Below are 12,143 nucleotides of genomic sequence, written 5' to 3'. Positions count from 1 at the left end.
TCCATGCAAACTCTGAACACCACGCTGCTGATCATCGGCGGTGGCCCTGGCGGTTATGTGACGGCGATCCGTGCCGGTCAGCTGGGCATCCCGACCATTCTGGTGGAAGGCCAATCGCTGGGCGGCACCTGCCTGAACATTGGCTGCATTCCCTCCAAGGCGTTGATTCACGTCGCCGAGCAGTTTCACCAGACGCAACACCACAGCCAGCATTCAGCGCTGGGCATCAACGTTTCGGCGCCGACCCTCGACATCAGCAAGAGCGTCGAGTGGAAGGACGGTATCGTTGATCGCCTGACCACCGGCGTTGCGGCGCTGCTGAAGAAGAACAAGGTCCAGGTCATTCAAGGCTGGGCCAAGGTGGTTGACGGTAAAACCGTGGACGTAGGCGACACGCGCATTCAGTGCGAGCACTTGGTGCTGGCCACCGGTTCGAAAAGCGTGAACCTGCCGATGCTGCCGATTGGCGGGCCGATCATCTCGTCCACCGAGGCCCTGGCGCCGACATCCGTACCCAAGCGCCTGATCGTGGTCGGTGGCGGTTACATCGGCCTGGAACTGGGCATTGCCTATCGCAAACTCGGTGCCGACGTCAGCGTGGTCGAGGCTCAGGAGCGCATCCTGCCGGCCTATGACGCCGAACTGACCCAGCCTGTTCACGACGAACTGAAAAAACTCGACGTGAAGCTTTACTTGAAGCACAGCGTGCAAGGCTTTGATTCACAAGCTAATACCTTGCAAGTACTCGATCCAAACGGTGACATCCTGAACCTGGAAACCGATCAGGTGCTGGTGGCCGTCGGTCGCAAGCCGAACACCCAAGGCTGGAACCTCGAAGCGTTGAACCTGGACATGAATGGCTCGTCGATCAAGATCGACAACCGTTGCCAGACCAGCATGCGCAACGTGTATGCCATCGGTGACCTCAGCGGCGAACCGATGCTCGCGCACCGGGCCATGGCCCAGGGCGAAATGGTTGCCGAACTGATCAGCGGCAAGAACCGCGAGTTCAACCCCACCGCCATCGCCGCCGTGTGCTTTACCGACCCGGAACTGGTGGTGGTCGGCAAGACCCCGGACGAAGCCAGTGCCGCAGGTCTGGATTGCATCGTGTCGAGCTTCCCGTTCGCCGCCAATGGCCGGGCGATGACGCTCGAGTCGAAAAGCGGCTTCGTGCGTGTGGTCGCTCGTCGGGACAATCATGTGATTGTCGGCTGGCAGGCGGTGGGGGTTGGCGTGTCGGAATTGTCGACGGCGTTTGCGCAGAGCCTTGAAATGGGTGCGCGGCTGGAAGACATCGGCGGCACCATCCATGCCCATCCGACGCTGGGTGAAGCGGTGCAGGAAGCGGCTTTGCGGGCCTTGGGGCATGCGCTGCATCTGTGATTCAAAGCACGCTCTAACTCTGTAGGAGCCGACTTGCTGGCGATGGCGGTCAATCTGATACACCGCGCCGCATTGATCGCTGGCAAGCCAGCTCCTACAGGGATCGCAATCTGGGCTGCGAAATAGGCCCGGAATGAAGTATTGTTGTCCCCATCCAAAAAACGTCAGAAGCCTTGAACCGTTTCGACGGTTGTTCAGTGATAGAGGGTGTCATGGGTAACGAAAGCATCAATTGGGACAAGCTGGGTTTTGACTACATCAAGACCGACAAACGCTATCTGTCGTATTTTCGCAATGGCGAGTGGGACAAGGGCACCCTGACCGAAGATAACGTGCTGCACATCAGCGAAGGCTCCACGGCCCTTCACTATGGCCAGCAGTGCTTCGAAGGCATGAAGGCCTATCGTTGCAAGGATGGCTCGATCAACCTGTTCCGCCCAGACCAGAACGCACTGCGCATGCAGCGCAGCTGCGCCCGCCTGCTGATGCCGCAGGTCGAAACCGAGCAGTTCATCGAAGCCTGTAAAGAAGTGGTCCGCGCCAACGAACGTTTCATCCCGCCTTACGGCACCGGCGGCGCGCTGTACCTGCGCCCGTTCGTGATCGGCGTGGGTGACAACATCGGCGTGCGTACCGCCCCCGAGTTCATCTTCTCGATCTTCTGCATTCCGGTCGGCGCCTACTTCAAGGGCGGCCTGACCCCGCACAACTTCCAGATTTCCAGCTACGACCGCGCCGCGCCTCAAGGTACCGGCGCCGCCAAGGTCGGTGGCAACTACGCCGCCAGCCTGATGCCGGGCTCCAAGGCCAAGAAAGCCCACTTCGCCGACGCCATCTACCTGGATCCGATGACCCACACCAAGATCGAGGAAGTCGGTTCGGCCAACTTCTTCGGGATCACCCACGACAACAAGTTCGTGACCCCGAACTCGCCATCGGTACTGCCGGGCATCACCCGTCTGTCGCTGATCGAGCTGGCCAAGACCCGTCTGGGCCTGGAAGTGATTGAAGGCGACGTGCTGATCGACAAACTGTCGGACTTCAAGGAAGCCGGTGCCTGCGGTACCGCAGCCGTAATCACGCCAATCGGCGGCATCGACTACAACGACCATCTGCACGTGTTCCACAGCGAAACCGAAGTCGGCCCGGTCACCCAGAAGCTCTACAAAGAGCTGACCGGCGTGCAAACCGGCGACATCGAAGCGCCAGCGGGCTGGATCGTCAAGGTTTGACCTGACGCCAGACGCACAAAAGCCCCCCATCGGGTGACCGATGGGGGGCTTTTTCATGGCTAAAAATCGTCCAAACGCGGCCCACTCCCCGGAGCTGCCGAAGGCTGCGATCTTTTACCATCACGCTCAATGGGCAACTCAATCCCAAACCGCCCCGCGATCTCCTTTCGTCCCAACACCGTCAATGCCAGTGCACGGCTATCGAGATCCTGCGTCACCCACTTGCGCCTGAGCGCCACTTGCAACAAAGCCGCTCCCAGCGATCCACCCAGATGCGGCCGGCGCATGCTCCAGTCCAGGCAAGGGCAGGCAAAGCGGCGACGTAGCGTGTTCAAATCCTGCACGGCAACACCCAGTCCTTCAAACATTGCCGTACCGCTGTCGCTCAAGCGATAGGCCTGTTCGTCGATTTCCTGCAGCCACCCCGCGTCAATCAGACGGTCGTGCAACAGCACCGCCAGGGTTCCGGCCATGTGGTCGTAGCACGTGCGAGCGAATTGCAGACGGTCCGGTGTGTGCGATTTGAATGTCGGCGCGGTGTTCTGGCCGATCACCATCAGTGCTTCGAGCGCCTGGGCCACGCGCTTGTCCGCCAGGCTGTAATAACGATGACGCCCCTGTGCGTGCAAGCGGATCAGCGCCAACTCCTTAAGTTTCGCCAAATGGGCACTGGCGGTCGACGCGCTGACCTCGGCCACCGCCGCCAACTCCGTGCTGGTACGAGCGTGGCCGTCCATCAACGAACAGAGGATTTTCGTCCGTGCGGGTTCCGCAATGGCCGCAGCGACCTGCGAAACGCCGATGTCGTGTTGTTCTGCACTCATACTTCGCTCCCGGACGAATCAACGCCTTTTCCGACTGGAGATAGTAGCAACACTTTCCAACAACAAAAGGCTGCGAACCATGGACCCGATTCTCGCCGCGACCCACGCCGACCCTTATCCCTATTACGCACAACTGCGCGCCGAGGGCGGATTGGTTTTCCACTCGCAACTGAATGTATGGGTCGCCAGCAGCGCCCAAGCGGTGGCTGCGGTACTGGAAAATCCCGTTTGCCACGTGCGGCCCTCAAACGAACCGGTGCCCCATGCGATTGCCAATGGCATGTCCGGCAAGGTATTTGGCCAACTGATGCGGATGAATGAGGGCGAACGCCAACGCTGCCCAAGGTCGGCGATTGCACCGGGTCTGAAAGGAATCGATGCGCAGGAAGTCGAGGCGCTGGTCGGCGCGCGGTTGATCACGGCGGACGCCGCAGGCCTGTACAACGCCATGTTCCGGGGACCGGCCTGTGTAATGGCAGCCCTGCTGGGGTACTCCCCCGCTCAAGGTCGAGCCATCAGCGAACTGACGAGGGACTTCGTTGCGTGCCTGTCGCCCTTGAGCACTCACACTCAACTGACCGCCGCCCACACTGCTGCAGAACAGCTGAGCGGCTACTTTGTCGAGCTTCTGGAGGATCCCGACAACCACAGCCCTTTGCTCAGTGGCATCCGCCAGCGCTTTACCGGTGGCACGCCAGAAATGCTAATCGCCAACTTGATCGGCCTGTTCTCCCAAACCTTTGAGGCGACCGCCGGACTGATCGGCAACGCGATCCTGACACTGATAAAGAACCCATCAGTGCTCCGCGAACCCGCACAAATCGACGACCTGCTGGCCGAAGTCCAGCGCTTCGACCCGCCCGTCCAGAACACCCGACGCTTCGTCGTCGCCCCGTGCGAAATCAACGGCATCAGCCTCAAGACAGGAGACGTGATCCTGGTACTGCTGGCCTCGGCCAACCGCGACCCGCAGCTCAACAACACCCCCGATGCCTTTATGCTCGACCGCCCAAACCGCCGCAGCTTCACCTTCGGCGCCGGACACCACCAATGCCCGGGGCAAAACCTGGCGTTGAGTATCGCCAGCGCGACGCTGCGTCAGATTTTGAAGAAAAAACCGGTGCTGGAACGGCTGAGCTGGGATTACCGGCCGTCCTTGAATGGGCGGGTTCCGGTGTTTAGCGACACAAGGCAGGTTTGATCGGCAATCAACCCAACTCCCCCACCCGCCCGGCATCCGGCCAAAACAACGCTGCCTGCCCTTTGCGCTGGCCATTGCGGTCAATCAGCGTCCACACTTTGCCTTCATGAATCATGAAGGCATTGCCCGCCTTGTCTACCCGATAGCCGCTGTAACCATGGGCAATGCCGTGGGCCGTGACCTGTTCGAGCAATGTCTGGCGCATGGCACGGTCGAGCGGCGAAGCGCTGAAGCGCGACGGCATGCCGAGGAATTCGGAGCGCGGGTATTTGAAACAGGCCAAGGTCTGTTGGTTGGCGTAGAAAAACAGCGGATCGTCTTCGGTGCCGTGGGCTAACAGACTGTAGGGCGCGTGCGCATGAAGCCAGTGCAGGCGCCCGGTCGGGCTCAATGAGTCCGGAGCCGGCAGGTTTTTCCCGGTCCAATGCCGATAGGAGGCGTCGATCAGCTCAATCGCCGCGGTGTACTCCTCGTTCAGCAACCCTTCCGGGCAATCACGATCAATCATCGCGCGTCAGCACTTCCAGCAACTCGATCTCGAAAATCAGGTTCGAGTTCGGCGGGATCTTGCCCATGCTGCGCTCGCCATACGCCAGATGCGCCGGCACCAGCAGCTTGCGTTTGCCGCCGACCTGCATGCCCGTGATGCCTTGGTCCCACCCCTTGATGACTCGCCCTGTGCCAATCACGCACTGGAAAGGTTTGCCACGGCTGTAGGAAGAGTCGAATTCGCTGCCGTCTTCCAGCCAACCACGATACTGGGTGGTGATCAAAGCGCCTTTGCTGGCGGCTTTACCGTCGCCCACCTGAAGATCAATTATCTGAAGCTCGTCATTCATTGAATTTCACTCGTATGCTCACTCGCCCAAAAGGGCCTGATGGGCGCCGTTTTCCCAGATTTGCCTTCGATTGGCAACCGTCCCGTTTCAGCCCGTAAGCTTAAGCGCAATGCTGGTGTAGCCTGAATTAGTCTTTACGTTTGCCGAACAGCTTGCCGTTGAACGTGTGGGTGCAACATTGACAGTAAGGCTGCATGTCCTGTGCATTGAGTTGAGGATTCACAATCTGCAGGCGCTTTTGGTCATCGACATACAATCCGCTGAAGTAACTTGATTCCCCCAAACAAACTACTTCTTCTCTTTCGTCCTCATGCAGGGCGACCATCCAGAACACCGGTTCAGGGCGGTCGAGACGACTGACGGCCTCACTGAAAATTTCATCCCAGTCTCCTCCTACCCGCGAAAGCAAAAACCGGAACAACGGCGTGTAATCAAACCCATGGCGACGGGTTGAGTGCATTGAACCGCGTGACGATTCATTGCGGATTTCATATTGGGTGTGCCGTTGGTGCCTATACTCACCGGTCTGCTCGTTGCGCCACACACCCCAGGTTCGAGTGTTGACCTTGCGGTAAAGGGGTTTCTTTTCCAACGAACAGCCTCCTGATATCCATCATTTCGAACACTCTGCGGGTTTTACTTGAATGCCGGGCAAAATCAATCGAGTCTTGATGATCAATTGTTTCAAACGCATTGTTGTGTGGCGGAGTCTGAATCGACCTGGCTTGCAGTGGATCTTCTGAACGCCTAACCCTTATCCTTGACGCCCCGCCGTACCAAGTTGATGGAGTTTTTGTTCATGCCCCATGAAGGCAATCTGCTGCAAGCCGCTGTCGTGTTTCTTTGCGCGGCCGTGCTGATCGTGCCCCTGGCCAAGCGCCTGCAACTGGGAGCGGTGCTGGGTTATCTGTTTGCCGGGGTGATCATTGGCCCTTCGGTGCTGGGGCTTATCGACAATCCGCAGAGCGTCGCCAATATCTCCGAACTCGGTGTGGTGCTGCTGCTGTTCATCATTGGCCTGGAACTGTCACCGCGACGCTTGTGGGTGATGCGCAAGTCGGTGTTCGGTGTGGGTTTGGCGCAGGTGTTGCTGACCGGTTCGACGATTGGCGTCGTGGCGTTGTTTGTCTTCGGTCAGCCGTTGAACAGTGCGATCGTTCTGGGCCTTGGGCTGGCGTTGTCGTCCACCGCATTCGGCCTGCAAAGCCTGGCCGAGCGCAAGGAGTTGACCAGCCCCCACGGGCGGCTGGCGTTTGCGATTCTGCTGTTCCAGGACATCGCGGCAATCCCGCTGATCGCCATGGTGCCGTTGCTCGCCGGGGGCAGTCACAGCGCCAGTGCCGCCGAAAACCTGAACCACGGCTTGCAGGTGTTGGCCAGCATCGCGGTGGTGGTGGTCGGCGGACGTTATCTGCTGCGCCCGATCTTTCGCGTGGTGAGCAAAGCTGCGTTGCCTGAAGTGTTCACCGCCACGGCGTTGCTGGTGGTGATCGGCACCGCGTGGCTCATGGAACTGGCCGGTATTTCCATGGCCCTGGGGGCCTTTTTGGCCGGCCTGCTGTTGGCGGACTCCGAATACCGTCACGAACTGGAATCGCAGATCGAACCCTTCAAGGGCCTGTTGTTGGGGCTGTTTTTCATCAGCGTCGGCATGGGCGCCAACCTCAACCTGTTGCTGAGTGCACCGATCACGGTGCTGGGCCTGACCCTGCTGTTGATCGCAATCAAGCTGCCGTTGCTGTTTATCGTCGGTCACCTGGCCGGTGGTTTGAACAAGGTCAGCGCGATTCGTCTGGGGATCGTGCTGGCGGCCGGCGGTGAATTTGCCTTCGTGGTGTTCAAGATCGGTCGCGACCATGAGCTGTTCGTGCCGCAGTTGTACGACCTGCTGGTGTTGACGATCACCCTGTCGATGGCCGTGACACCTCTGTTACTGCTGGTGTGCGCGCGGCTGGTCAGACCGAAAGTGCAACCGGTCGAAGTGCCGGAGAAATTCCGTGAAATCGATACCGATGCCCCGCGGGTGGTCATCGCCGGTATGGGCCGCATGGGGCAGATCGTTGCGCGGATCCTGCGGGCGCAGAACGTCAAGTTCGTCGCCCTCGATACCTCGATTGAAACCATCGAGCTGTCGCGCAGTTTTGGTGGCGTACCGGTGTTCTATGGCGACCCGATGCGCCCGGAAATCCTCAACGCCGCCAAAGTGGGGGAAGCCGAGTTTTTCGTGATCGCTACTGATGATCCGGACACCAACATCAAGACCGCCGAACGGGTGCGCAAGCTCTACCCTCACCTGAAAATCATCGCCCGCGCCCGAAACCGCCAACACGTGCACCGCTTGATGGACGTCGGTGCACACGCGGTGCGCGAGACCTTTTACTCCAGCCTGGAAATGAGCCGGCAAACCCTGATCGGCCTCGGGTTGACCCAGGCTCAGGCCGATGCGCGGATCAAGCGCTTCAAGCATCACGATGAGCAGGTGCTCGAAGCCCAGCATGCCGTGTATGACGACGCGGCGAAGGTTCTGCAAACGGCACAGGAAGCGCGGGCGGAACTGGCGCGCTTGTTTGAGTCCGATGAGCTCGAAGAGCGAGCGGGAAGCAAAACAAGGACACCTCAATGAGTGACGCTGACTCGTCTTCGCCCGCGCTCAAGGAAATCTTCAACGTCGAGCGCCTCGAGCACATCGCCACCGAGATGACGGCGGTCTATCCCGGGTTTGACGCGAAGGCGTTCCTGAAACTGGCCCGATCCGGTCTGGCAGAGCTGAGCGTGATGCAGCGCATGGCCCGGGTCAGCGAATGCCTGCACGCGGTGTTGCCGCTAGATTACACAGCATCGCTGGAGGTCCTGCGCGCCCTCGCCCCCCGCCTGAACAGCGGTTTCGTCAGCATGTGCCTGCCGCACTACGTCGCCCGCTACGGCGGCCATGCGTTCGAGCAGTCGATGGATGCGCTCAAGTATTTCACCTGCTTCGGCTCTTCGGAGTTTGCGATCCGCTACTTTCTGCGCAGCGACTTCGAGCGTTCGCTCAAGCGGATGCATGACTGGTCGCTGGATGACAACGAACACGTGCGACGCCTGGCCAGCGAAGGCTGCCGACCCCGCCTGCCTTGGTCGTTTCGACTGGAACAGGTCCAGGCTGAGCCACGCCTCGCCGTCAAAATCCTCGACAACCTGAAGGCCGACACCAGCCTTTACGTACGAAAATCCGTGGCCAATCACCTCAACGACATCACCAAGGACCATCCCGAGTGGGTGCTGGAGCTGATCGAAGGCTGGTCGCTGGATAACAAACACACCGCGTGGATCGCCAAACATGCCTTGCGCAGCCTGATCAAACAGGGCAACCCGCGCGCGCTGGCGATTATTGGTGCGGGCGGCAAGCCTGAAGTGGACATCAGCGAGTTACAGATCAATCCGCCGGTGATTGGTCTGGGGGAAAAGATCACCCTGTCCTTTGTCGTCAAATCCACGGTTGAGGACAGTCAGCGTCTGGTGATCGATTACGCCATCGATTACGTCAAAGCCAACGGCAGCACGTCGGCGAAGGTGTTCAAGCTCAAGACGCTGACACTGCCCGGCATGGCCAGCGAAACCGTCAGCCGGGGGCAACAGATCAAGGAACTCACGACGCGCCGGCATTATGCGGGCGTTCACGCCGTGCACATCATGGTGAATGGGGAACGGTTGGCCAGTACACAATTCGAGATCGTTTGACTGCATTTCTTCGTTAGAACCGGACCTGTAGGAGCTGGCTTGCCGGCGAATGGGCCTTGAACATGATGAAAACCTTGAGACCTCTTCGCCGGCAAGCCGGCTCCTACAGGGGATTGGGGGGCAGTAGCAGGGCTTGCTCCCGCTCACACAACTCCACCACATAATCCCACAGCACCCTTAGCCGCACAGACTTGTGCAGCTCGCGGCGGGTGCTGATCCAGTAGCTGCGCTGGATGCTTTCGTCCGGCAACAGCGGCACCAGCCCCGGATCGTCGCTGGCCATGTAACACGGCAGCACCGCGATCCCCAGCCCCGACCGCGCCGCTTGTTGCTGGGCGATCACGCTGGTGCTGTGGAACACCACCTGCGGGTTACGGCAGAAGCTGTTGAGGAACATCAATTCCTGGCTGAACAGCAAATCATCGACATAACCGATCCACGCGTGGCGCCCCAGGTCTTCGCGGCTGCGCAGCGGTGGCGAACGGTCGAGATAAGCCTGGCTGGCATAGAGCGCCAGGCGATAGTCCGTGAGCTTGCGGGTGACCAGCATGTCGGCGGACGGGCGTTCGAGGTGGATGCTGATCTCCGCCTCACGGTTGAGGATGCTGACAAAGCGCGGCACCGCCACCAGTTCCACCTCCAGCCCCGGGTAGCGCTCGAACAAGCCGTTCATGCGACTGGCGAGAAACATGATGCCCAGCCCTTCCGTCACCCCGACGCGAATCTTGCCCAGCGGAGCCGTGGACTGGGTGATTTCCTCCTGCGCCAGCAGCGCGACGTTTTCCATCGCCTCGGCGTGTTTAAGCAGCGCTTCACCGGCCGGGGTCAGTTCATAGCCTTGGGCGTGTTGAACAAACAACGCCGTGCCGAGGCTCTTTTCGATGGCTTCGATGTGCCGCGCCACGGTGGCGTGCGTCGTGTTCAACCGGCGCGCCGCCGTGAGCAAACGCCCGCTGCGCTGCAATTCGAGGAAAAACCGCAAGTCATTCCAGTCAAACATGATTCGTCCCTGGTTGTTCGCTGTGGATGGCGCTGTTTAAAAACGCACAGCCGCTGCGCAAAAACTAACATTCTTTTGACGAAAGCTAACAACTAGGATGACAGGCAACAAGAACAACAAACGAGGTCAGGGATGCAGACTTCCCTTGATGAATACGACTACATCGTGGTCGGGGCCGGGCCGGCCGGGTGTTTGCTGGCCAATCGACTGTCGGGCGATCCGCAGCACCGCGTGCTGTTGCTCGAAGCCGGGGGCCGCGACAACTATGCGTGGATTCACATCCCCGTGGGTTACCTGTTCTGCATCGGCAACCCACGTACCGACTGGTGCTTCAAGACCGAAGCGCAACCGGGCCTGCAAGGCCGCGCCCTGAGCTATCCGCGCGGCAAAGTACTGGGCGGCTGCTCGTCGATCAACGGTATGATTTACATGCGCGGCCAGGCCGGGGACTACGACGGCTGGGCGGCCGACGGCAATCCGGGATGGGCCTGGCAGGACGTGCTGCCGCTGTTCAAGAAAAGCGAAAACCACTTTGCCGGTGATTCTGAGTTTCACGGCGCCAGCGGCGACTGGCGGGTCGAGCGCCAGCGTCTGTCCTGGCCGATCCTCGATGCCTTTCGTAACGCCGCCGAACAAAGCGGCATTGCCAGCATCGATGATTTCAACCAGGGCGACAACGAAGGTTGCGGCTACTTTCAGGTCAATCAGAAGGCCGGTATTCGCTGGAATGCGGCCAAGGCGTTTCTCAAACCGGCTCGGCATCGACCCAATCTCACCGTGCTGACCGGCGTTGAAGTCGACCGCGTACTGCTGGAAAACAGCCGGGCGGCGGCAGTCAGTGCCCGCTGGCAAGATCAGGCCAGGACCTTCAAGGCGCGCAAGGAAATCATCCTGTGCGCGGGCTCCGTCGGGTCGCCGAGCATCCTGCAACGTTCCGGCATCGGGCCGCGTCCGTTGCTGGAGCGACTGGGGATCGGCATCGCCCATGAGCTGTCCGGCGTGGGCGCCAATCTGCAGGATCACCTGCAGTTGCGGCTGATCTACAAACTGGAAAACGCCCGCACCCTGAACCAGATTGCCGGCAGCCTGTGGGGCAAGATGGGCATGGGCCTGCGCTACCTCTATGACCGCAGCGGCCCGCTGTCCATGGCGCCGAGTCAGCTCGGTGCATTCGCCCGTTCCGGCCCGGAACAGACTTCAGCGAACCTTGAGTACCACGTGCAACCGCTGTCGCTGGAGCGCTTTGGCGAACCGCTGCATGCGTTTCCGGCGTTTACGGCGTCGGTCTGCGACCTGCGTCCGCAAAGCCGTGGCCGGGTGGAAATCCGCTCCGCCGATCCGCAGGAAGCGCCGCTGATTCAACCCAATTACCTGAGTCATCCGGAGGATTTGCGCGTCGCCGCCGACGCGATCCGCCTGACCCGACGCATCGTGGCCGCCCCGGCCCTGAAGGCATTCAAACCGGTCGAGTACCTGCCCGGTGACAGCCTGCAAAGCGAAGAACAACTGCACGAAGCCGCCGCCCGAATCGGTACGACGATTTTCCATCCGGTGGGCACCTGCCGCATGGGCAACGACGCCGCTGCGGTGGTCGATGCCCAACTGCGCGTGCACGGCATCCCCGGCCTGCGTATCGCCGATGCCTCGATCATGCCGCGCATCACCTCGGGCAACACCTGCTCACCGACGTTGATGATTGCCGAGAAAGCGGCACAGATGATTCTCAACCCAGACACAAGGAGCGTGAAGCAGTCAATGGAACTGTCAGCAAACGCCTGAACTCGGTACACAAACATGTAGGAGCCGGCTTGCTGGCGAAAGCGGCGCATCAGTCAACGTTGATGTCGACTCACGGTCGCCTTCGCCGGCAAGCCGGCTCCTACAGGGATGTCCGATGCATCGACAGCGGCACCCGCCCACAAGGCAGGTGCCGACAGTGGA

11 protein-coding genes are annotated in these 12,143 nt (G+C 60.2%); 6 read left to right on the top strand and 5 right to left on the bottom strand.

All coding sequences use genetic code 11. The features are described from left to right. Positions 1-3 precede the first annotated feature (3 nt). Positions 4-1,386 carry a dihydrolipoyl dehydrogenase gene (gene lpdA, locus CKW19_RS10200; RefSeq protein WP_095057796.1) on the top strand — a complete coding sequence of 461 codons (1,383 nt, stop codon included), beginning with the start codon at positions 4-6 and terminating at the stop codon, positions 1,384-1,386. 212 nt (positions 1,387-1,598) lie between these two features. Continuing rightward, entirely contained in the window at positions 1,599-2,618 is a 1,020-nt protein-coding gene (locus CKW19_RS10195) for a branched-chain amino acid aminotransferase (RefSeq protein ID WP_095057795.1), read from the top strand. Positions 2,619-2,677: 59 nt separating this feature from the next. Here CKW19_RS10195 and CKW19_RS10190 read toward each other — a convergent pair whose 3' ends face one another. Further along, entirely contained in the window at positions 2,678-3,442 is a 765-nt protein-coding gene (locus CKW19_RS10190; protein ID WP_095057794.1) for a helix-turn-helix transcriptional regulator, read from the bottom strand. A 79-nt stretch (positions 3,443-3,521) separates the two neighbouring features. On the opposite strand from CKW19_RS10190, the gene CKW19_RS10185 reads away from it, so the two are divergent. Then, the gene (locus CKW19_RS10185; protein WP_095057793.1) at positions 3,522-4,643 is read left to right on the top strand and encodes a cytochrome P450; all 1,122 of its coding nucleotides are present in this window, start codon (positions 3,522-3,524) and stop codon (positions 4,641-4,643) included. 7 nt (positions 4,644-4,650) lie between these two features. On the opposite strand, the gene CKW19_RS10180 is transcribed toward CKW19_RS10185, so the two are convergent. The 3 genes from CKW19_RS10180 to CKW19_RS10170 form a co-directional block, all read right to left on the bottom strand. Next, positions 4,651-5,151: an MEKHLA domain-containing protein gene (locus CKW19_RS10180; protein ID WP_095057792.1), complete on the bottom strand. Its 501-nt coding sequence runs from the start codon at positions 5,149-5,151 to the stop codon at positions 4,651-4,653. Next, positions 5,144-5,482: an FKBP-type peptidyl-prolyl cis-trans isomerase gene (locus CKW19_RS10175; RefSeq protein WP_095057791.1), complete on the bottom strand. Its 339-nt coding sequence runs from the start codon at positions 5,480-5,482 to the stop codon at positions 5,144-5,146. Before CKW19_RS10175 ends, CKW19_RS10180 begins: the two co-directional genes overlap by 8 nt. Positions 5,483-5,609: 127 nt before the next feature. Continuing rightward, positions 5,610-6,074 carry a hypothetical protein gene (locus CKW19_RS10170; protein ID WP_095057790.1) on the bottom strand — a complete coding sequence of 155 codons (465 nt, stop codon included), beginning with the start codon at positions 6,072-6,074 and terminating at the stop codon, positions 5,610-5,612. 207 nt (positions 6,075-6,281) lie between these two features. Here CKW19_RS10170 and CKW19_RS10165 point away from each other — a divergent pair, with 207 nt between their 5' ends. Beyond that, positions 6,282-8,105 carry a monovalent cation:proton antiporter-2 (CPA2) family protein gene (locus CKW19_RS10165; RefSeq protein ID WP_095057789.1) on the top strand — a complete coding sequence of 608 codons (1,824 nt, stop codon included), beginning with the start codon at positions 6,282-6,284 and terminating at the stop codon, positions 8,103-8,105. Then, positions 8,102-9,202, top strand: a complete 1,101-nt coding sequence (locus CKW19_RS10160; protein WP_095057788.1) for a DNA alkylation repair protein — start codon at positions 8,102-8,104, stop codon at positions 9,200-9,202. The genes CKW19_RS10165 and CKW19_RS10160 overlap by 4 nt, the downstream gene beginning before the upstream one ends. Before the next feature lie 103 nt (positions 9,203-9,305). Here CKW19_RS10160 and CKW19_RS10155 read toward each other — a convergent pair whose 3' ends face one another. Continuing rightward, complete coding sequence (locus CKW19_RS10155; RefSeq protein WP_095057787.1) at positions 9,306-10,202, bottom strand: LysR family transcriptional regulator; 897 nt, start codon at positions 10,200-10,202, stop codon at positions 9,306-9,308. A 132-nt stretch (positions 10,203-10,334) separates the two neighbouring features. Between CKW19_RS10155 and CKW19_RS10150 the strand changes: the two genes are divergently transcribed. After that, complete coding sequence (locus CKW19_RS10150; protein ID WP_095057786.1) at positions 10,335-11,981, top strand: GMC family oxidoreductase; 1,647 nt, start codon at positions 10,335-10,337, stop codon at positions 11,979-11,981. The last annotated feature ends 162 nt before the right edge of the window (positions 11,982-12,143 follow it).

This window comes from Pseudomonas sp. Irchel s3f7 (genome assembly GCF_900187615.1).
In the GTDB taxonomy this organism is placed as follows: Bacteria; Pseudomonadota; Gammaproteobacteria; order Pseudomonadales; family Pseudomonadaceae; genus Aquipseudomonas.
The sequence above is the reverse complement of the archived record's forward strand: the minus strand, read 5'-3'. Positions and strand labels throughout refer to the sequence as shown.